General features: G+C 58.2%; 21 protein-coding genes. 10 read left to right on the top strand and 11 right to left on the bottom strand.

All coding sequences use genetic code 11. The features are described from left to right. The 3 genes from S7A_RS11590 to ghrA are packed head-to-tail and all read right to left on the bottom strand — an operon-like array spanning nucleotide 1 to nucleotide 2314. Nucleotides 1-567, bottom strand: a complete 567-nt coding sequence (locus S7A_RS11590) for a molecular chaperone (RefSeq protein ID WP_009090772.1) — start codon at nucleotides 565-567, stop codon at nucleotides 1-3. A gap of 28 nt (nucleotides 568-595) precedes the next feature. Further along, nucleotides 596-1333 carry a phosphatase gene (locus S7A_RS11595; RefSeq protein ID WP_009090774.1) on the bottom strand — a complete coding sequence of 246 codons (738 nt, stop codon included), beginning with the start codon at nucleotides 1331-1333 and terminating at the stop codon, nucleotides 596-598. A gap of 39 nt (nucleotides 1334-1372) precedes the next feature. After that, entirely contained in the window at nucleotides 1373-2314 is a 942-nt protein-coding gene (gene ghrA, locus S7A_RS11600; RefSeq protein WP_009090775.1) for a glyoxylate/hydroxypyruvate reductase GhrA, read from the bottom strand. A gap of 210 nt (nucleotides 2315-2524) precedes the next feature. On the opposite strand from ghrA, the gene treA reads away from it, so the two are divergent. From treA to S7A_RS11615, 3 genes are all read left to right on the top strand, one after another. Next, complete coding sequence (treA, locus tag S7A_RS11605) at nucleotides 2525-4210, top strand: alpha,alpha-trehalase TreA (RefSeq protein WP_009090777.1); 1686 nt, start codon at nucleotides 2525-2527, stop codon at nucleotides 4208-4210. Between the two features lie 193 nt (nucleotides 4211-4403). Then, on the top strand, nucleotides 4404-6503 hold the full coding sequence (locus S7A_RS11610) for a TonB-dependent siderophore receptor (protein WP_009090778.1): 2100 nt from the start codon (nucleotides 4404-4406) through the stop codon (nucleotides 6501-6503). 261 nt (nucleotides 6504-6764) lie between these two features. Continuing rightward, nucleotides 6765-7448, top strand: a complete 684-nt coding sequence (locus S7A_RS11615) for a class I SAM-dependent methyltransferase (protein ID WP_009090780.1) — start codon at nucleotides 6765-6767, stop codon at nucleotides 7446-7448. A gap of 88 nt (nucleotides 7449-7536) precedes the next feature. Here S7A_RS11615 and S7A_RS11620 read toward each other — a convergent pair whose 3' ends face one another. Beyond that, on the bottom strand, nucleotides 7537-7785 hold the full coding sequence (locus tag S7A_RS11620) for a GlsB/YeaQ/YmgE family stress response membrane protein (RefSeq protein ID WP_009090782.1): 249 nt from the start codon (nucleotides 7783-7785) through the stop codon (nucleotides 7537-7539). A 208-nt stretch (nucleotides 7786-7993) separates the two neighbouring features. On the opposite strand from S7A_RS11620, the gene S7A_RS11625 reads away from it, so the two are divergent. Together S7A_RS11625 and S7A_RS11630 are read left to right on the top strand one after the other, a co-directional pair. Continuing rightward, the gene (locus S7A_RS11625) at nucleotides 7994-8728 is read left to right on the top strand and encodes a flagellar brake protein (protein WP_033736567.1); all 735 of its coding nucleotides are present in this window, start codon (nucleotides 7994-7996) and stop codon (nucleotides 8726-8728) included. A gap of 96 nt (nucleotides 8729-8824) precedes the next feature. After that, nucleotides 8825-9955, top strand: a complete 1131-nt coding sequence (locus S7A_RS11630) for a mechanosensitive ion channel family protein (protein ID WP_009090785.1) — start codon at nucleotides 8825-8827, stop codon at nucleotides 9953-9955. Nucleotides 9956-10020: 65 nt separating this feature from the next. Here S7A_RS11630 and S7A_RS11635 read toward each other — a convergent pair whose 3' ends face one another. From S7A_RS11635 to S7A_RS11645, 3 genes are read right to left on the bottom strand one after another with little or no spacing between them, the layout of a single operon-like run. Then, a complete protein-coding gene (locus S7A_RS11635) occupies nucleotides 10021-11508 on the bottom strand; it encodes an FGGY family carbohydrate kinase (protein WP_009090786.1) in 1488 nt (495 codons plus the stop codon). Between the two features lie 2 nt (nucleotides 11509-11510). Next, on the bottom strand, nucleotides 11511-12455 hold the full coding sequence (locus S7A_RS11640) for a transketolase family protein (RefSeq protein WP_009090787.1): 945 nt from the start codon (nucleotides 12453-12455) through the stop codon (nucleotides 11511-11513). Further along, the gene (locus S7A_RS11645) at nucleotides 12448-13278 is read right to left on the bottom strand and encodes a transketolase (RefSeq protein ID WP_009090788.1); all 831 of its coding nucleotides are present in this window, start codon (nucleotides 13276-13278) and stop codon (nucleotides 12448-12450) included. Before S7A_RS11645 ends, S7A_RS11640 begins: the two co-directional genes overlap by 8 nt. 396 nt (nucleotides 13279-13674) lie before the next feature. Here S7A_RS11645 and S7A_RS11650 point away from each other — a divergent pair, with 396 nt between their 5' ends. Continuing rightward, entirely contained in the window at nucleotides 13675-14625 is a 951-nt protein-coding gene (locus S7A_RS11650; protein WP_009090789.1) for a sugar-binding transcriptional regulator, read from the top strand. 36 nt (nucleotides 14626-14661) lie between these two features. Here S7A_RS11650 and emtA read toward each other — a convergent pair whose 3' ends face one another. Beyond that, nucleotides 14662-15291, bottom strand: a complete 630-nt coding sequence (gene emtA, locus S7A_RS11655; protein ID WP_072215488.1) for a membrane-bound lytic murein transglycosylase EmtA — start codon at nucleotides 15289-15291, stop codon at nucleotides 14662-14664. A gap of 166 nt (nucleotides 15292-15457) precedes the next feature. On the opposite strand from emtA, the gene ldcA reads away from it, so the two are divergent. Beyond that, entirely contained in the window at nucleotides 15458-16381 is a 924-nt protein-coding gene (ldcA, locus tag S7A_RS11660) for a muramoyltetrapeptide carboxypeptidase (RefSeq protein WP_009090791.1), read from the top strand. Between the two features lie 22 nt (nucleotides 16382-16403). After that, the gene (locus S7A_RS11665) at nucleotides 16404-17066 is read left to right on the top strand and encodes an MBL fold metallo-hydrolase (protein ID WP_033736326.1); all 663 of its coding nucleotides are present in this window, start codon (nucleotides 16404-16406) and stop codon (nucleotides 17064-17066) included. On the opposite strand, the gene S7A_RS11670 is transcribed toward S7A_RS11665, so the two are convergent. The 3 genes from S7A_RS11670 to S7A_RS11680 form a co-directional block, all read right to left on the bottom strand. Further along, nucleotides 17067-17480, bottom strand: coding sequence for an N-acetyltransferase (locus tag S7A_RS11670; protein WP_009090793.1), 414 nt, complete (start codon nucleotides 17478-17480; stop codon nucleotides 17067-17069). A 21-nt stretch (nucleotides 17481-17501) separates the two neighbouring features. Beyond that, a complete protein-coding gene (locus tag S7A_RS11675) occupies nucleotides 17502-17885 on the bottom strand; it encodes a hypothetical protein (RefSeq protein ID WP_009090796.1) in 384 nt (127 codons plus the stop codon). Between the two features lie 190 nt (nucleotides 17886-18075). Further along, nucleotides 18076-18255, bottom strand: coding sequence for a hypothetical protein (locus tag S7A_RS11680; RefSeq protein ID WP_009090798.1), 180 nt, complete (start codon nucleotides 18253-18255; stop codon nucleotides 18076-18078). Between the two features lie 214 nt (nucleotides 18256-18469). Here S7A_RS11680 and S7A_RS11685 point away from each other — a divergent pair, with 214 nt between their 5' ends. Together S7A_RS11685 and S7A_RS11690 are read left to right on the top strand one after the other, a co-directional pair. Further along, nucleotides 18470-18799, top strand: a complete 330-nt coding sequence (locus S7A_RS11685; protein WP_009090800.1) for a hypothetical protein — start codon at nucleotides 18470-18472, stop codon at nucleotides 18797-18799. 61 nt (nucleotides 18800-18860) lie between these two features. Continuing rightward, a complete protein-coding gene (locus S7A_RS11690; protein ID WP_009090801.1) occupies nucleotides 18861-19418 on the top strand; it encodes a hypothetical protein in 558 nt (185 codons plus the stop codon). The last annotated feature ends 16 nt before the right edge of the window (nucleotides 19419-19434 follow it).

Genomic DNA, 19434 nt, shown 5'->3' on the forward strand with positions numbered 1-19434 from the left:
TCAGGCGTCGGGCTGCTGTTCGTTACTCTCAAGCAGCTCGTTGTACATCACCTGAATGGCTTCGCGGCTCAGCATCGCCAGCGTGCGGTAAAACGCGGTGGTGGCATGCGCTTCCACTTTGCCCAGGAAAGCCCCGCACCACGGCAGCAGATACTCTTCGAACAGCGCCAGCTGTGCCGCGCTCTCATCTTCCGCCGACTGATCTTCCAGCCATGACGCAGAGAGCAGCAGAACACCAAAGTGATCCGCGGGCGCATCGCTCAGTGGCATACCGCGCGAGGAGAGAAACGCCCGCACTTCCGGCTCGGTTTTGCCTTCAGGCCACTGTGAAGCGTAAGGCGGCACGTTACAGTCGCTGCCAACAAACAGCGCGTTGTAATCAGCGGCCAGCGCCTGAGGATCGCTGTTCTGTTGCAGACGGGTCAGCAGCTCATCCTGCTCCAGCGGCCACTGTGACTGCAGCTTACCCTCGCGTAGCAGGGTAAACAGCGGGACCAGCAGCGGGTCCTGCGGCTGACGATTAAACAGAGAGCCGATCACGCGGCACAGAATGGAAAACTCATTCATGAGTCAGATTTCCTTGAGGCAAAGTAAGTTAAAAGTCAGCCAGTTCAGCAATATGTTTGCCGCTGCGCTGCTCCAGAAAGTCGAGCAGGCGGCGCGGCGTGACATTTAACACCCGATCCTCCGGAAAATCCACTTCACGGGCGATGCGCAGGCAGTGTTCGAAATGGCCCAGCGTAAACGCAGTATGGGAATCGGAGCCAAACGCCAGCCGTCCACCGGCGTCGCGCACCGCGGCGGCAATCGCGCGACAGTTAGGTTCGCTGCCGGGACGCGAGTGGGTAAAGGAGGAGTTGTTCAGTTCCAGCGCCACGTCATAATGTGCGGCAGCTTCAGCGATAGCCGGGATATCGACCGGAAATTTCGGGTTACCCGGATGGCTGATGATGTGAACCTGTCCGCTGGCCATTGCGGCGATCATCGCGTCAGTGTGCTGTTTTTTGTCGCGCGGCGCATAAACCGGCTCGTGAAAGCCGGCAACGATCAGATCCAGCGCATCAAGCATCGGGCCGGAGCAGTCGATCTCCCCCTGCTGATTTTTAATGTTGGCCTCAATACCGCGCAGAATCGCCACGCCCTCGATCACCCGCGGCCAGATGCGCATATTCACAAAGTGCCAGTAGTGCGGCGCGTCAGCCATATCAGGGCCGTGATCGGTAATGGCAAACAGTTTCAGGCCCGTTTGCTTCGCCTGAGCCACATAGTCGTGCAGCGTGCTGTAAGCATGTGTGCTGGCAACAGTGTGCATATGCAGATCTACCGGATACATTCTTCTCTCCTCCTGAGCGGCCCTGACAGGGCCGGTTAGTTAATAGCCGCGCTGCCGATCTACCCTGCCCTGCGGCGTTTCGCCTGCCTGGTCCTGAGTAATGGCGCGGGCGATATAGTCGATCGCTTCGTCGATCAGCGTGACTGCCGCATTATGGGGGGTAATTGTGACGCGCGGATGGGACCAGAGCGGATGCGCTTCAGGAAGCGGCTCCACCTGAAACACATCCAGGGCCGCCGCTTTCAGCTGACCACTCTCCAGTGCTGCCAGCAGATCCGCTTCCACCACCTGCGCACCGCGTGCGATGTTGAGGAAGAACGCGCCGTGCGGCAGCTGCGCTAAAAAGTGCTGGTCGATCAGGTTAATCGTCTCCGGCGTACTCGGCAGCAGGTTGATTAACACCTGCGTCCCCTGCAGGAACGGCTGCAGCGCATCGCGACCGGCGAAGCTGGTGACGCCGTCAATGGTTTTCGGCGAACGGCTCCAGACGCGCAGCGGGAATCCCCAGGGCTTCAGGCCCTCGGCGACGCTCTGCCCCAGCACGCCCGCCCCCAGAATACCGACGGTAAAGGTTTCACGCGCATAGGGAGGCAGCGGCTGCCAGCACGCCTGCTGCTGCTGAAGCCGGTAGTCGTCAAAGCGGCGGAACCAGGTCAGGACACTATGGACAGCATACTCCTGCATCTGGCGCGCCATGCCGGTATCTTCCAGCCGATAGAGCGGCACGCTGTCGGGCAGCATCTCCGGATGCAGCTCCAGCTGTTTCAGAATCTCATCGACGCCTGCGCCCAGGGCAAAGACGCCGCGCAGGGTAGACCGTCCCCGCAGCATCTCTGCCGGGGGTGAACGGACCAGCGCATAATCGGCCGGCCCCTCATCGCCTGGCTGCCAGGCACGCACCCGCGCCTGTGGCAGACGCTGTTGTAAACCCCTAATCCAGGCCGTTGCAGACTGCGACGGGTGATACCAGATGATCTCCATCCTGCTCTCCTTTTTTTCTTTCAGCGTCAGGGAAAATCCCGGTCAGCGCAAGAAAAAACCCGCGTCGGGCAGGGCTTTTTACCCTAAAAATAATTCCCGTGGCTTCACATTTCCGGCTCGCTTCAGGGTGAAGTGTCAGGATACGGTCTAAAGTTGGTCCTGTGGTCAATGCGTTACGCGCGGCCGCATTTCGGACAAGGAGAAAAACCGATGACAAAAATTGAGGTAAACGCCGCCCCACGGCGTCAGCGTTATGCGCCCTTTCTGCTCACTCTGCTGCTGAGCGTACCCGCCTTCACTGCTCATGCCGACGATCACAGCCGCATGCTGGATAATCAGCCGCAGCCGCCAGACGTTCGTCTGGGGCCGCTGTTTAATGCCGTGCAACAGGCGAAGTTCTACCCGGACCAGAAAACCTTTGCCGATGCGGTGCCGAAATTTGATCCCGCGTCGATACTTGCCGACTGGCAGATGCAGAAGAAACAGCGCAATTTCGATCTGAAGCGTTTTGTTGATGCCAACTTTACCCTGCCCGCCGCAGGCGACAAATATGTGCCGCCAGCCGGGCAAAACCTGCGTGACCACATTGATGGCCTGTGGCCGGTGCTGACGCGCACCACCAGCAGCGCCGGACAATATGACTCGCTGCTGCCGCTTCCCAAACCCTATGTGGTGCCGGGTGGTCGCTTCCGCGAGATCTATTACTGGGACAGCTACTTCACCATGCTGGGACTGGCCGAGAGCGGACACTGGGATAAAGTGCAGGATATGGTGGATAACTTCGCCTCGCTGCTTGATCGCTACGGGCACATTCCCAACGGCAACCGCAGCTACTATCTGAGCCGCTCGCAGCCGCCATTCTTCAGCCTGATGGTCGATCTGCTGGCAACGCATGACCAGGGCAAAGCGTACAGTCACTACCTGCCTGAACTGCAGAAAGAGTATGACTACTGGATGGCGGATAGCGACAAAGTGGCGGCGGGCGTGGCCAGCAAGCGGGTGATTAAGCTGGCGGATGGCACGCTGCTTAACCGCTACTGGGATGCCCGTGACGTGCCGCGCACCGAATCCTGGATGGATGATATCGCCACCGCGCAGAAAGCGCCGCAGCGCAATAAAGCGGAACTCTACCGCGAGCTGCGCTCCGGGGCAGCATCGGGCTGGGATTTCAGTTCACGCTGGTTTACCGATGCGCATAATCTCTCCACCATCCGCACGACACAGCTGGCCCCGGTTGACCTCAACAGCCTGCTGTTCCATCTGGAGCAGACGCTCTCTAAAGGGTATCAGATGAATAAACAGAGCGATCTGGCGAAGCAGTATGCCGATCGCGCAGAGAAGCGCCAGGCGGCGATTAACCACTATCTGTGGGACAGCAAACAGAACTGGTATGCCGACTATGACTGGCAGAAAAAGCAGGTTCATCCGCAGCTGACCGCGGCCACACTGTTCCCGCTCTATCTGCAGGTCGCCAGCGATAAGCAGGCGGAAAGTACCGCCAGCGCGGTAGAGAAACAGCTGCTGAAGCCAGGCGGGCTGGTCACGACCACCGTGAACAACGGTCAGCAATGGGACGCCCCTAACGGCTGGGCACCGCTGCAGTGGGTTGCAGTCGAAGGACTGGAGCATTACAACCAGCCAGAACTGGCTAAAAAGGTGGGATTACGCTTCCTGCAAAATGTCCAGAGCACCTATGACCGTGAGCATAAGCTGGTCGAGAAATATGTCGTTGAAGGCAAAAATCTCGGCGGCGGCGGCGGCGGTGAGTACCCGCTGCAGGATGGCTTCGGCTGGACAAACGGCGTGACGCTGAAACTGCTGGATAAGTACTGCCCGAAAGATAAAACCTGTAACAGCGCTCACGATATTCCTCAGGCATCAGCCTCTCAGCCCTGATTAGTCTCTGAATACCTCTGGCCTGGCCGGAGGTATTCTTTCCTTAATTCAGCGAATTTTACTTGACGTTCTCTCATCCACAGGCAAAATTGCAGCGTTTTTACAAAAGGTAATAATTCTCATTATGATAATGAGATTATGTATCAACAAACTGACTACACCTGCCTGAACCTTTGTTAAGAAAGGAATTTCGATGAAACTGTCATTGCCGCTGAAAGGTTATGTTCCCCTCTGCACTCTGGTGCTGGCCGCGCCTGCCCTGAGTTACGCTGCCGATATGGTCGTGACTGCGCAGCCGCAGGAAGATGCGACCTCTCCCACCCAGGGCTATCTGGCGACTACCAGCCAGGGCGCAACCAAAAGCGATCGGCCGCTGGTGACCACGCCGCAGTCAATTTCGGTTGTGACCCGTCAGCAGATCCAGGACCAGGGGGCACTGACGCTGAATCAGGCGCTGGGCTACAGCTCCGGTGTCTTTACTAACTTTGGCGGTGCCGCCACCCGTTACGACACCATCGCGCTGCGCGGCTTCCACGGCGGCGATGTCGATAACACCTTCCTCGACGGCATGCGGCTGATGAGCGACGGCGGCAGTTTCAACATTCTGCAGGTGGATAACGCCTTCCTTGAGCGTGTCGACGTGATCAAAGGCCCCTCTTCGGCCCTTTACGGCCAGACGGTGCCTGGCGGGCTGGTAAACCTGGTCACTAAGCGTCCTCAGTTCGCGGAAGAGGGTCACATTCAGCTGCAGGCGGGAAGCAATGCCACCACCGGCACGATGTTCGACTACACCAACGCCATCAACGACCAGTGGGCGTACCGTCTGACCGGCGTAACCCGCAACAGCGATACCCAGTACGATCACACCCGCGAAGAGAAATATGCGCTGATGCCGCAGCTGATGTGGCAGCCGGATGAAGATACCCATCTGATCCTGAAAGCCTATCTGCAGAAAGATCCCTCTGGCGGCTATCACGGCTCCGTCCCGGGTGACGGCAGCATCACCGAACACAACGGCTATAAGCTGAGTAAGGGATTTTATGAGGGCAACAGCGACCTCGACCAGTTCAAACGCCGCGAGCAGATCTACAGCTTCGATTTCGCCCATCGTTTTAATGACGTCTGGTCCTTCTCCTCAACCGGCAGCTACAGCCACTCAAATGTCGATCTCGATCAGGTCTATCAGATTGGCTGGGACAAAAATAATCCCGATCTGCTGAACCGCTACTATTCAGGTGAGCGCTCTTCGCTGGCGGCATGGGCTACCGATAACCGTTTACAGGCGGAGTTTGCCACCGGTGAACTGGAGCATCGCGTGACGCTGGGTGCTGAATATCACCGCTACAAAAATGAGATCTCCGCGGCAGGCGGCTCGGCTTCACAGCTGAATGCCCTGACCGGCGAGCAGGTCGGTGACATGCCAGCCTATACCTGGGCGGATAAAACCCGTCGTTACTACCAGACCGGCCTCTATCTGCAGGATGAGATGAAGCTGGATCGCTGGCATCTGGATCTCTCTGGCCGGTACGATCGCATCGTCGCCAATAACAGCGGCAGCGATCGCCGTCAGGATGATCACATCAGCGGACGTGCCGCCCTGCTCTATGCCTTCGATAACGGCATCTCACCCTATGTCAGCTGGAGCCAGGCGATTACGCCAACCGCCCTCACCGACCGCAACAATAATCTGCTGAAACCGACCACGTCAGAACAGTATGAGGCCGGGGTGAAATATCAGCCGATTGGCACACGCGATCTTTATACCGCTGCGATTTATGATCTGACGCAGAAAGATGTGGCGAACCGCGACGTGCTGACGGCGACCTATACGCCATCGGGCAAAGTCCATTCCCAGGGTATTGAGCTGGAGGCGCGTAATCAGCTCACCTCACGCCTGAGCACGGTGGCGAGCTATACCCTGAATCATCTGCGCTACAAGGATTCGGTAGATGGTAATGATGGGCACACGCCTTACGTGGCGCCAAACAGCATGGCGTCTCTCTGGGGCCACTATCAGTTTGATTATGGTCTGAGTGCCGGCGCAGGCGTGCGCTACATCGGCAAGCAGTGGGCGGACAACGAGAACACTACTCGTCTGCCGTCGGTCACGCTGTTTGATGCCTCCGTTCGCGCCGATCTCGGCGTCTGGAATAACAGCCTGAAAGGGGCCTGGGTGCAGGTTAACGCGAATAACCTGACCGATCGCACCTATGTGGCCGCCTGTTACGGCACCGGCTACTGCTACCGTGGCGCTGAACGCAGCGTGATGGCGACCGTCGGTTACGACTTCTGATAAAAGCCTTCGTGATGCAACCCTCCGGCCAGCCCGGAGGGTTTTCTCCTCTGATAACCCGCCTTTTTCAGCCTCTTCCCATCCGCTCAGAATTATCTTTCTCTGCCTGCAGACCTTTCCCTCCCGAACGTTCCTGAAATCCGCCCGGCCTTTTTTCTGCCGCTTCGCTCACAGACAGGGCTATGGCCGAAATGGTGCGATGACACACAGGCGACCCTGACGTATAAACAGAGGGTCCGGCGTTGAAAAGGAGTCTCTGACATGAACCCCTATGAACAACATTACAGGCAGCTTCTGGCAAACGGCGCGGTGGCCTGGGCAGGAGAAGGTTATCTCAGAGCCAAAAAACAGCAGGAAGAAATCTTCCAGTGGCTCCGCACTCACCACTATTTACCGGAGCCTGGCGCGCCGGTACTGGAGATGGGATGCGGTAATGGCGCCATGGCCGCACAGTCTCTCGCTGAGCAGGGATATTCAGTCTGGGGAGTAGACTGGTCAGAGACCGCGATAGAGTGGGCCGAAAAGCGTTTTCAGCAAGCCGGACTCACCGCGACATTTCTTGTCGGCAATGTCTGTCATATCGATCGCTGTCAGGCGGCAACGTTTGAGCTCATTATTGACGGCAGCTGCTTACACTGCCTGATCGACGACGATCGGCAGCGCTTCTTTGCCGAGGTAAGAAGGCTGCTCAGCCCGGAGGGACGCTTTGTGATCGGTTCAATGTGCGGCACACCTCGTCATTCAGCCGACATTGCGGCCTATGATCCCTGCAGCCACCATTTATGGAAAGCCGGCAAGCCCTGGCGGACCCTGAAGCCGCTCCCTGATTTACGGCGTGAAGTCGAGAGTGCGCATTTCACGGTGGAGGCAGTCAGCGTTAATGAAAATGCATGGTGGGATCACGCTACGATAGTCTGTTCGCAGCAAAAGAGGCTCACAGCATGACGGACAAGGGCGCTAAAAAGCGATCCAATCTGAGTCATAAAAAAGGGGACGAATCGCTTCGTCCCCTTTTTTGTTTAAACCGTTACGGTCAACTGCGTACCTTGCGGTAGATAAACAGCACCACGATGGCACCGATCACTGCGACCACAAAGCTTCCGAAGTTAAACCCATCGACGCGGCCGAAGCCAAACAGCGTACTGATCCAGCCCCCGACCACAGCACCGATAATACCCAGCACCACCGTCAGAATGAAACCGCCACCGTCTTTACCCGGCATAATCCACTTCGCCAGAATACCCGCGATCAAGCCAAAGACGATCCAGGAAATAATACCCATCTGTTGCTCCTTCCTTTTTTGATTACATCGTGAACGCCTGATTAATCAAGCGGTTTACTGCGCTAAGTATAGCGAGCTTTTCGGAAAGTGCCTGCCTGCCCTCACGATTTTTTCGGCGTACCCTGTCTAAAGCTTTTTTCCGCTGCGCCGATAACCGTAATGAGGTAGTCAGAACGTAAAAATAATAAAACCCCTTGTGGAGCAGGATGTGAAAGAAGCCGACCAGGAACAATATTTAAAACGTGGCACGCTGGCGGTTCTGGGCGTAATGAAAGATCTGCTGCGACTGCAGACACCATTACTGGTACGTTTCCCGCGCGGGCAGTTTATCAGCCGGATGCTGGCTGCCGACGCAGACCGCCTGCTGTTTGACCTCGGCAGTAATAATCTGGATAACGACTACGCCCTGACCAGCGACGATCTCAGCATCACGGCGGAAACCTACGGCGCAAAGGTTGAGTTCAGTCTCGCCTCGCTGGAGAAGGTCGATTTTGACGGCCTGCCCGCCTTCAGCGCGCCGCTGCCCGAGCTGGTGTGGCAGATTCAGCGACGGGAATTTTTCCGGGTCACTGCCCCGCTGGCGCCGGAGTTCTGGTGCCATACCGTGTGGCCGGATGGCCGGAAAACGCGTCTGCGCCTGCAGGATCTGTCGCTGGGCGGGATCGGTGTGCTGGTGGACGAGGCGCTGCCGGAAGGATTGCAGAATGGCGACAGTTTCAATCAGTTTCGCGTGGAGCTGGGTGAGTATGGTCATTTCGAGGTGCCGGTTAAGCTGCTGCACATCGGCGAACGCACTGTCGTGACGCATAAAAATGAAACCCGCGTGACGCCCCGTCTCAGCTTCCGGTTTGCCACGCTGAACCCAACGCAGGAGCGACAGCTTCAGCAGATTATCTTCTCCCTTGAGCGACTGGCGCGCGATAAATCGACCCGATTCCAGTAACCGCTTTCCGGATGCGTGCCCCCAGGGGGCCGCATCCAGGCTATGCTTCCTGCTTGATTTCTTTTAAACCGGAACCCAGCAAGGAGACCTTCCCCAATGGAAAACTGGCTCTCATCACGTCATTTTCACTCCCTCTTTTTTAACCAGACGTTCTGGCTCAACAGCGCCATCGTGGTGGTCGCCACCCTGGTGATCTACTGGGTGTTGCGCACCCTGATTCGCTTTATCTCCAACCGGATTGCCCTTTACAGCGAACATCGTCACGTTCGGGTCACTGCGATCCTGGTGGAGATCCTGCGAAGCACCAGCCAGACCCTGCTGCTGATCTTTTCGCTGCTGATCGCCCTGAAATTTGTCGATCTGCCCGCCTCATGGAGCGCCACCATCGCCCACGGCTGGTTCCTGGCGCTGATTGTGCAACTCGCCCTGTGGATCGACAGCGGCATCCGGCTGTGGCTGAAGAGCCTGATGCGCGATCCGCTGCACGTGCGTAATCCGGTGACTACGGTGATCCTCGGGATTCTGCTGCGGGTCGTGGTCTGGATCATGATGTTCCTCGCTATTCTGTCGAACATGGGTATCAATATTACCGCACTGGTCGCCAGCCTCGGGGTCGGCGGTATCGCCATTGCACTGGCCATTCAGACCGTGCTGAGCGATGTGTTTGCGTCACTGGCGATTGGTTTTGATAAGCCTTTTGAGCATGGCGATTTTATTGTCTTTGGCGACATTGCCGGTTCCATCGAGCATATCGGCCTGAAAACGACCCGGCTGCGCAGCCTGAGCGGAGAGCAAATCGTCTGCTCAAACACCATTCTGTTGCAGCAGACCATTCACAACTACAAGCGTATGCAGCAGCGCCGCATCGTCTTTAAGTTTGGCATCAGCTACGCCACCCCGTCGGAGCAGGTTCGTGAGATCAGCCCGCTGGTTAAGGCGATCATCGAGGGTGTGGAGACCACGCGTTTTGACCGCGCCCACTTCCTGGCGTTTGAGGATTCGAAGCTGACGTTTGAAGTGGTCTATTACGTGCTGGATGCGGATTACAACAAATATATGGATATTCAGCAGGAGATTAACCTGCAGCTGATGGCGGCCATGGAAGCGCGCAATATTCGCTTCGCCTTCCCGATCCGTCAGGTCGAGTTCAGCGGCGGCAATCTGCCGCCGGTGGATCTGGTTGCCGTGGAGAATGATAAGGGCGAGGTACGTCAAATGGCGCGCTGAAGTGTTGCCTGGCCTCAGGGGGTTTCAGGCCAGGCAATCCGTCACGCCGCTGCGCCGGATCGCGCTTAACGCGGCTGAAAACGGCAGCGGGCAACAGCGTCGAGCCAGCCTTTGTAGTTTTCCTGCATAGCGTGCGCGCGCGCGTCACGGGGCAGGATAACGCTGCCCCCCTGCAGCGCCTGCATATCACTGCCCTGCTGCCACCATCCCAGTACTTTGCCGGCCAGCAACGCTGCGCCCAGGGCGGAGACTTCGGCGGTGGGCACCCGGTAGAGCGGGCGCTGTAACACATCGGCCTGTAGCTGCATCAGCCAGCTGTTTTCCGTGGCGCTGCCATCCACACACAGCGCCGGAAGCTGCTGACCGCTCGCCTGCTCCATCGCAAAAAAGACATCGGCGATTTGCCAGACGATCGACTCCAGCGCCACCCGCGCCAGCACCGCGGGGGTGGCGGCATCCGTCAATCCGCACACCATGCCGCGCGCCTGTAAATCCCACCAGGGCGCGCCCAGTCCTGAGAGCGCCGGGACGAAGTAGATGCCCTGATTGTCATCGCAGCCCTGCGCCAGTGCGGTCAGTTCACGTGGGTCCTGCACGCCGAGCAGCTTACCCAGCCAGGCCGCGCCTGAGCCGGTGTGGGTAATATTGCCTTCAAAGGCATAACGCAGCGTACCGTCGTGCCAGGCCACGGTAGTGCTGAGGCCATTTTCGGTCAGTAACGGCGTCGCCATGGACATCATCAGGGAGGAGCCGGTGCCGTAGGTGGCTTTTACGACTTCAGCCTCTCCGCGTCGCTGCGCCTGCAGGGCGGCATGCGAATCGCCGATGCGCGCCAGAATGGGGGTGCCCGGCGCTAAGCCGGGAATGGTGTTCACCGCCACCACGCCCTGCTCACTGGCGGAGGCGATGATGCGCGGCAGCGCGGCTCGCGGCAACTGAAACAGCGTCAGCAGCTCGTCGTCCCAGTCGTTCAGGTGCAGGCTGTAGAGCTGCGTACGGGCGGCATTAGCATGATCGGTCACAAAGCATTCGCCCGCGCTGAGCTGCCAGCTGAGCCAGCAATCAACCGTGCCGATGCAGAGCTCACCGGCTGCGGCCCGTGCCGCGCCATCGGGAATAGCAACCAGCATCCCGGTCAGCTTCGCTGCCGGAAACATCGGATCGACGGCCAGCCCGGTCAGGCCGCTGATCCGGGGGGCTTTGCCTGCCTGGTGCAGATCGCGACAGAACGACTCAGAACGGCGATCCTGCCAGCTTACCAGCGGCGTCAGTGGCTGCCCGTCGCGCCGCTGCCAGATCAGCACCGACTCCCGCTGATTACTGATCGCGACGGCGGCGACAGGCGCGCCCCCGCATGCCGCCAGACACCGGGTGATCGCCTCCCTCACCGCCTGCCAGATTGCCATCGGGTCCTGCTCAGCCAGCCCCGGCTGGGGATGGTGCAGGGCTAAACTCTGGCTGCCACGCGCCACCACCCGCCCGGCACGATCAACCGCTATCGCCTTGGCATTGGTCGTGCCTTCATCGATTGCCAGAATCAGAGGTCCCGCCATGTTCACACTCCTGCGCAGATGCGCGCTGCACTCTTCACCACGCTGCTGGCATCAATGCCATGACGGGCACGCGTGGCGGCCCGATCGCCGGCAATCGCATACTCCCCATCAGCAATACCGAGCCGGACCAGCGGAATGCTGCAGCCGCCTTCTGCCAGCACTTCCGCGACCAGGCTGCCGACACCGCCATTGACGTTATGCTCCTCCACGGTCACGACCGCCGGATAGTGATTTAACAGGTTGCGCAGCTGTTGGGTATCACAGGGTCGAATCGATGGAACCGCGATCACGCCCGCTGAAATACCCTGCTCAGCCAGTTGCGCAGCGGCGTGAACCACCTCATGAACTGTGGATCCCATCGCCACCAGGGCGATATCGCGGCCTTCGCGCAACAGGTCGATCGCACCCGGTCTGAAGCGGTAGGTGTCATCATGCAGCTGCGGCAGATCTTTGCCATCAAGGCGGATATAGACCGGGCCGACGTGCTCCAGGGCGTAATCAATAATCTGACGACACTCCAGCGGACAGGACGGTGCGTAGATCTCGATGTTGCCAAAGCCGCGCATTACGGCGATATCGTCAATGCTGTGATGGGTGCTGGCTAACGGGCCATAACTGGCACCGGCATTCAGCCCGAACAGTTTGACGTTGGTGTTGTTGTAGCAGACGTCGACTTTTACCTGCTCATTGGCGCGTGAAACCAGAAACGGCGCGGCGTTGCAGGTCACGGCGATTTTGCCGCCCAGCGCCAGGCCTGCTGCCGTTCCCACCAGCGTCTGCTCCGCGATGCCGACGTTAATCAGCCGGTCGGGAAAGGCCTTGATAAAAGGCGCGATTTTGGCGGTGGAGGTGGAGTCCGCGACCACCGGTACCAGATCGACGCCGCGATTCACCGCGTCGATAAAAGCCGTAACCATGACGTTTGCCAGGTGTTGTGCATTACTCATCTTTCAGTTCCTCCAGCGCCAGCGCGATCTCTTCGCCTTTCGGCACCCGGTGATGCCACTCCGCCTTGCTCTGAATAAAGGAGACGCCGAAACCTTTCTCGGTATGCGCCACAACCACCTGCGGCTTGCCGTTCTGCGGCAGGTTTTCAAGGGTGCTGACGACCGCCGCCATCGCATTGCCGTTACATTCACTGACCTCCAGCCCGAAAGCGCGCCATTTTTCCGGCAGCGGGTCCGTGTTCATGATGTCCCGGGTGGCGCCCGCCAGTTGCAGTTTGTTCTTGTCATTGATGATGATCAGATTGTCGAGCCCATAGTGCGCCGCCACCAGAGCGGCCTCCCAGTTGCTCCCTTCCGCCAGTTCGCCGTCACCGGTCACGACAAAGATGCGGCGGGAGCTGCGATCTTTTTTCGCCGCGAGGGCGATGCCTACCGCCACCGGCAGGCCGTGCCCCAGCGCACCGGTGTTCAGCTCCACGCCCGGTGTCTTCTGGCGCACCGGGTGGCCCGGCAGAGGAGAGTCAGCGTGCTGATAGGTGGTAAGCCACTCGGTCGGGAAATAGCCCGCTTCCGCCAGTACGCAGTAGTAGCCCCCTACCGCATGCCCTTTGGACTGAATGTAGATGTCGCGATCGTTATCCTCTGTGCGATCCGGTGCGCAGTTCAGAATACGGAAGTAGAGCGCGGTCAGAATCTCGACCTGTGACAGGTCAGCACCGGTGTGCCCGCCTGCCGGACTGCCCGCGTTAAGCTGGATAATGCGGCGGCGTATCGCCCGCGCCCGGCGTTCAAGCTCATCGACTGAAAGATTGAAAGGGTTCATGTTCTGCCTCTGAATTTTAAATCGACCGTGAATATATATTCACGATGGGTAAAAAATTAACCGTTAACGTATCCGGTCCGGAATCGGCCACCTGTCATCCTGTATAAATGCGTCGTTAAACAGCGTGTCAGTTCGGTTCATCACCTGACGGCTATCTCCATCTCCCCATGCCCCTTTAGCCTGACAACCGGCACCGTGGGGACAAAAGTGCCTGCTCACGAATTTCAATGAATATATATTCAATGACGATTTTATATGCATAATGACTATGCGCCTCTGCTGAGGCATCGTCCAACAGGCGATCGTCAAAAAGCGAAAACGATCACAAATTCGCCTGCGTTGTGATTTTGATGATCATGGTTAACAATACCGGGCAGACTCTGAGAGGGAAAACCGATGGCCAAACAGGATGAACAGCGACTGATGGTGAAGATCGCCACCCTTTACTATATCGAAGGGCTGAAGCAGTCGGAGATCGCGCAGTCGCTGTCCCTGTCGCAGTCCTTTGTCTCACGCATCCTTAATCGCAGCGTAAAAGAGGGCGTGGTCAAAATCAGCGTTGTGCCGCCGGCCAATGTCTATCCTGAGCTGGAAAAAGCGATTGAGCAGACCTACCACCTGCCCCAGGCGATTGTGGTTGATGTGCCGGACCAGGCTTCTCCGCTGCAGATCAAACAGGCAATTGGATCGGCGGCAGCGCACTATCTCGAAACCCGCCTGCGCAACGATGAACTGATTGGCATCTCCTCCTGGAGCGGCACCATACGGGCGATGGTCGATGCGCTGCATCCGCTCAACATCGCCTGCAAAGGGGTTATCCAGCTGCTGGGCGGGGTTGGCGCTAACGGCAATGTGCAGGCCACCATTCTGACGCAGAATCTGGCGGCGCTGCTGAACTGCCCCGCCTGGCTGCTGCCGTCTCAGTCAATCGAACATTCGGTCAGCGATCGCCAGCGGCTGTCAGCCAACGCGGAAGTGGCGGAGGTACTGGAGCAGTTTGAGCAGGTCGATCTGGCGATTGTCGGTATTGGCGACCTTGAGCCGTCAGCCCTGTTGCGCAATTCGGGCAACTACTACGATGGTGAAATGCTGCAGACCCTGGCGGCACGCGGTGCCGTGGGGGATATCTGCCTGCACTACTTCGATGCCTGCGGGCAGCCGGTGCTGCAGCCGGAAGAAGATCCGGTGATCGGCATGGAGCTGGCGCAGGTTAAGCAGTGTCCGCAGGTCGTGGGACTGGCTGGCGGACGTGAGAAAGCGCCGGCGATTCGTGCGGCGCTGCTGGGCGGCTACATCAAGGTGCTGATCGTTGATTATCCGACGGCGCGGCTGCTGCTCGCGCCGTAGGGAGTGCGCCCGCTGCGATGCCGGGGCGCTTTCCGGTCAGATCGTGCGATAGGCGGTGGTAACCTTCCACAGATAGCGCGGAGCCTGCGCCGCCGGATGTTTGTTCTGAACATGCTGGTAAAACTCATCCGGCGACATAGCATTGATCATCGCAATGGCACGATCGCGGTCGCGGGAGAAGGTTCGCAGCAGCGCACCGGCACCGTTGGCATAGGAGACGATGGTGGCATAACGCAGCGTCAGCGGATCGCGAATCCCTGACAGAGCGGAATCCTGCAGGATGCGGATATAGGCGGTGCCGATATCAATATTTTTAGCCGGATCGCGCAGTTCGGCATTCGATGGCTGACCGCGGCGACCCTGCGTCCGGTAAACTTCACGCCCGGCGGTCGAGGCTTTGATCTGCATCAGGCCCACCGCATTCGAACGGCTCACCACGCCAGGATTTCCCCCCGACTCGACACTGATAATGGCGCTGATAAGCTTCTCATCAACGCCATAATGACTGGCGGCATCTTCGGTAAACATTGACCATGCGCTGTTAACGCTGGAAGGCGGTGCCTGAGTGAGTGGCGTATTACGCTGTTTCACTGCGTGGTGCGGTGGCTCGCTGGCACAGCCGGTCAGGAGTAACGCTGAGAGTATAAGGTGTCGGATTTTCAGCAATTTTTCGTCTCATAGCGGTAGTGGCGAATGCTATCATACCCAGACCGCCTGAGAGCAAAATTACCGTTTATCCTAAATGCACGAAAAAGCGGCCCGTGTCGTGACTTCAGGGGTGTATTTCGTCATCATCGCCTCAGGTCAAGGGCGCTAACAGCAGGAAAGTATGATGATTTCACGTTCAGTTCGTCTTATCTCCCCCTCCGGTTACTGTCACAATCAGCCTGCGGCGCTGTGCGGCATTGCGCGACTGCGCGAGGCGGGCCATCGGGTAGAGAATGAGCAGATCATTACCCGGCGTTTTCAGCGCTTCGCCGGGACAGACGCCGAACGGCTGGCGGATATTAACCAGCTTGCCACACTCAGCACGCTGCCCGATGTGGTGCTGGCGGTGCGTGGCGGTTATGGTGCCAGCCGGTTACTGGAATCGATCGACTATGTCGGCCTGCAGCGTCGCCTGCTGAATCAGCCGCTGGCGCTGTGCGGGCACAGTGATTTCACCGCCATTCAGCTGGCGCTGCTGGCGCAGGTCGGCTTAATCACCTTCAGCGGTCCGATGCTGGCCGGCAACTTCGGTGCCGCGACCTTATCTGAATTTACCCTGCATCACTTCTGGCAGGCTCTGACATCACCTACAGTAGACGTGGCATGGCAGAGCGAAACGCCTGATGAGGGTGAGTGGCAGGGGACGCTGTGGGGCGGTAATCTGGCGATGCTCTGCTCGCTGACTGGCACGCCGTGGATGCCACAGATCGAAAACGGCATTCTGGTTATTGAGGATGTGAATGAACATCCGTTCCGCATAGAACGTATGCTGATTCAGCTGCAGCAGAGCGGCATTCTGGCGCGCCAGCGGGCGCTGGTCACAGGCAGCTTTACCAGCACTGCACTGACAGAGTATGACAACGGGTTTGACTTCAGCACCGTCTGGCAGCGGGTGCGTGAAACCACCGGCCTGCCGGTGATCAGCGGTCTGGATTTTGGTCACGCGGCTGACACCGTGACCCTGCCCCTGGGGGCCAGCGCACGATTAGCGGTCCGTCAGGGCCAGGCCAGTTTACAGGCAAGCGGGCATCCCGTTCTGCGGGAATAAAGAACGTTTCAGGAGATCGACATTGAAGCCGTTGTATGACGATTTGTGGATCTCAACCCCGGAATTTCCGGTGGAAGATGCCGTTAATGACCTGATGATGCATGGCTTTATGCTGCGTCACCCTCGCGGCAATCTGCTGATTGGCCGCGTAGAAAATCCGCTCGATCATGAAGTGCTGGCCGATAGCGGTGGCGTGATCCGCCACTATCTGACCCACTGGCACGAGTCTGCGCCGGGGGCGGCGGTGATCCAGCAGCGCTTCAGCAGCGCACTTTACTGCCATAGCCGGTCACTGGGCCCCATCAGCCGCTTCGCGGAGCCTGATGACACCTTTTCGCAGCAGGAAAAGCACTTCGGGGATTTTCATCTGCTGCCGACGCCGGGGCACACGCCGGGCAGCAGCAGTTACCTCTATACGTCGCCGCTGGGGCTGACCTATCTGTTTGTCGGGGATACGGTGACGCGGTCGCACGATAACTGGATTACCGTGCTGGTGCCGGACAGTAATCCCGCAGAGCTGAGTCAGACGCTGGAATTGTACCGTTCGCTGCGTCCCGACGTGGTGCTGATGAGCACCACGCGCGGACATCTCTCGTGGAAAAAGGTCACCCTGCAGAGCTGGCTGGCGGCGATCGATGAAGCTGAGCAGCATCCGCTCGATCTGCGTCAGCAGCCGCTGTTCTGATTACAGCGTTTTCGTCAGATAGTGGCGCTGGTGGTGGCGTGGATAGTTATCCAGGCTGAAACGCAGCGTATAGCCAAGCTTTTCATAAAACGGTCGCGCCTGAAAACTGGCGGTATCCACCTGGGCAAAGCGGCAGCCGCGATCCCGCGCCTCCTGCTCGGCGGCCTGAATCAGCGCGCTGCCCGCCCCCTGCCCGCGCAGCGCCTCACTGACCCACAGCATATCAATCCGCAGCCAGTTTCCGGCCGTTGACCCGGTCAGACCCGCCAGCTTTTTGCCCTGGTCATCACGGATAAAGACGCCAATCGAGCGAATCTCATCCACATTAATAAACTTACGGTTGAAGGCGGTCAGACCCAGTCTGACCTCATCCAGATCCTGTGCGGTAACCGTGTCGGTAATTTCAGGTTTCATCGTGGCTTCCGGTGTCAGGTATCAGGTGTCAGAGCGCGCTCTGTCGTCGTAGCGCTCCAGCGTCAACGCATCCACATCGCGTTTTTCACTGCGGCTGCAGGGCAGCAGTTTATCGCTACCGCGATAAACAAAGAAGGTCGCCTGGGTGCGCTGATTCACAATCAGCTGATCGCCATTGCGAAAGCGGGTAATCGCCACTTTGTCGCCCGCCTCCAGACGGGTACGCTGCTGGCCTGCGGCAATCTGGAAGTGTCCGGGAGGCCACATCAGCGTGGATAATCCATATTCGGCGCGTGAAATGGTCATGGTCGCCCGACCGGGACAGGTGAGCTGAAATTCAGTTTCGCTCCATGCGGGCGCGACGTGGCAGGCCATCAGGCCCAGAGCAATCAATGCTGCCTTCATGCTGTGTCTCCACTGAAGAGGATTTCTACAGGAATGAATAGCTTAACATATCCCTGCCCCCTGATGAGGCACGGGCGCGTCGGGAACAAGACCACGAAAAGATAGAATCGGGGTGAGAAAAAGCGGAAAGTTGAGAAAAGATAAAGTAATCCGGTCAGCCTGTCGGCGCCGCATGCTGACCGGATAACGGTTATTCGGCGGCAACCTCTGCGGCCACCAGCATCAGCGCCAGCCCGGCATTCTCGCTGTCATACGCCTGCATCGCTGCGCGAATACGCTCGGAGCAGGCAACGACCTGTTGCTTCTTATCGGCATCTAACTGGTCAATCGCGTGGCGAATAATCATTAGACTGGCTTCTTCTTCTTTCATCATTTATCCCTGGATTTGCCTAAGTGGTGCGCAAAGGAGCCAAGAATACCGTTTATTGATAAGCAAAGTCACCCTTTTACATTCCTGTTGCTTAACGATTAAACAAATCGCAAACAGGAAGCGCAGCGGAAACTGCTATGATTAACAGAATGATGGTCTGGCAGAAGAGACGCCACGCCACGACACGCCCAGGGATTGAAGCAGGTAGAAAATCATGATGCGACTCAGCATTTTTATCCTCATCACCATACTGACTGGATGTTCATCTGGCCCGAAAGGGGTTGACTGTCCGGGTGAGGTTTCGACAATTTATGGTCAGCCGATGGGGCAAACGCAGGGGCGGATTTTTGATCTGGTCAGCGCCTTCACCGTGACCCGGGATGACGTCAGCGTGGAGAGTGGGCCGCTGCAGTCGCTGGATCGCTTTAAATATGTCCCCTCCGCCGTGACGCGGGAAGGCTACTATGCGCAGCGCCTCTCTGATAAGCAGTTCCGGCTGATCAATCCCTACCAGGATACCCAGATCACCTGGACCTGTCCGTAAGGGGTGAATCCTGCTGCCAGATGGTTTATTGTCAGGAAACGTCAAGCAGCAGGTTTCCCCGATGGAAAAGCGTCTGGATAACAACGGTTATATCGACTTCCCCTTTCCGGCCACCCGCAATGCGGATGGCTCTGTCAATCCGTGCGGCATTGATTTAACGCTGGAAACCAGCCGGCTGGAGGAGATTGCGGTCCTGAACCGCTCAGAAAACCTGCGCCGACTGGTCGAAGAGGTCAATCTGCAGGAGGGGCTGTTTATGACGCTCGCCTGCGACTGGCAGCAGCAGGCCAATGCGGTCTGTGGCTTTATCGATGTGGCCTTTCGTCCCGATCTGCCGCAGCACGGTCACGACGAGGCACTGACGCTGGAAGCGCATTTCATCCGCTACCTGGCCGGGCAGGAGAAGCAGCATAATCTGCCTGCGGAAACGCTGGTAAATTATGCCCGCTCGGTGCTCGACTGGAGCTGGTCGCCTCTGCGCCAGCGTCAGCGCGACTATGAAAAGATCACCATTCAGTTCTATTGTCCGCAGGCTGACGACGCCGAATGGTGTTTCGATCACCTGCGTCATTTTCTGGTGAGCGTTTATCCGGCCTGCGTCACGGCCCGCTCACGCTGATCCCCCTGGCATCCGG

Source organism: Pantoea sp. Sc1, from assembly GCF_000255315.1.
Lineage (GTDB): Bacteria > Pseudomonadota > Gammaproteobacteria > Enterobacterales > Enterobacteriaceae > Pantoea > Pantoea anthophila.

Coding starts and splice junctions, on each gene's coding strand:
- S7A_RS11635 (WP_009090786.1), bottom strand. CDS start 11,508: ATGGCGGGACCTCTGATTCTGGCAATCGATGAAGGCACGACCAATGCC.
- S7A_RS11630 (WP_009090785.1), top strand. CDS start 8,825: ATGGAAAACTGGCTCTCATCACGTCATTTTCACTCCCTCTTTTTTAAC.
- S7A_RS11595 (WP_009090774.1), bottom strand. CDS start 1,333: ATGTATCCGGTAGATCTGCATATGCACACTGTTGCCAGCACACATGCT.
- S7A_RS11650 (WP_009090789.1), top strand. CDS start 13,675: ATGGCCAAACAGGATGAACAGCGACTGATGGTGAAGATCGCCACCCTT.
- S7A_RS11685 (WP_009090800.1), top strand. CDS start 18,470: ATGATGCGACTCAGCATTTTTATCCTCATCACCATACTGACTGGATGT.
- treA (WP_009090777.1), top strand. CDS start 2,525: ATGACAAAAATTGAGGTAAACGCCGCCCCACGGCGTCAGCGTTATGCG.
- S7A_RS11610 (WP_009090778.1), top strand. CDS start 4,404: ATGAAACTGTCATTGCCGCTGAAAGGTTATGTTCCCCTCTGCACTCTG.
- ghrA (WP_009090775.1), bottom strand. CDS start 2,314: ATGGAGATCATCTGGTATCACCCGTCGCAGTCTGCAACGGCCTGGATT.
- S7A_RS11675 (WP_009090796.1), bottom strand. CDS start 17,885: ATGAAGGCAGCATTGATTGCTCTGGGCCTGATGGCCTGCCACGTCGCG.
- S7A_RS11640 (WP_009090787.1), bottom strand. CDS start 12,455: ATGAGTAATGCACAACACCTGGCAAACGTCATGGTTACGGCTTTTATC.
- S7A_RS11670 (WP_009090793.1), bottom strand. CDS start 17,480: ATGAAACCTGAAATTACCGACACGGTTACCGCACAGGATCTGGATGAG.
- S7A_RS11620 (WP_009090782.1), bottom strand. CDS start 7,785: ATGGGTATTATTTCCTGGATCGTCTTTGGCTTGATCGCGGGTATTCTG.
- S7A_RS11680 (WP_009090798.1), bottom strand. CDS start 18,255: ATGAAAGAAGAAGAAGCCAGTCTAATGATTATTCGCCACGCGATTGAC.
- S7A_RS11690 (WP_009090801.1), top strand. CDS start 18,861: ATGGAAAAGCGTCTGGATAACAACGGTTATATCGACTTCCCCTTTCCG.
- ldcA (WP_009090791.1), top strand. CDS start 15,458: ATGATTTCACGTTCAGTTCGTCTTATCTCCCCCTCCGGTTACTGTCAC.
- S7A_RS11590 (WP_009090772.1), bottom strand. CDS start 567: ATGAATGAGTTTTCCATTCTGTGCCGCGTGATCGGCTCTCTGTTTAAT.
- S7A_RS11615 (WP_009090780.1), top strand. CDS start 6,765: ATGAACCCCTATGAACAACATTACAGGCAGCTTCTGGCAAACGGCGCG.
- S7A_RS11645 (WP_009090788.1), bottom strand. CDS start 13,278: ATGAACCCTTTCAATCTTTCAGTCGATGAGCTTGAACGCCGGGCGCGG.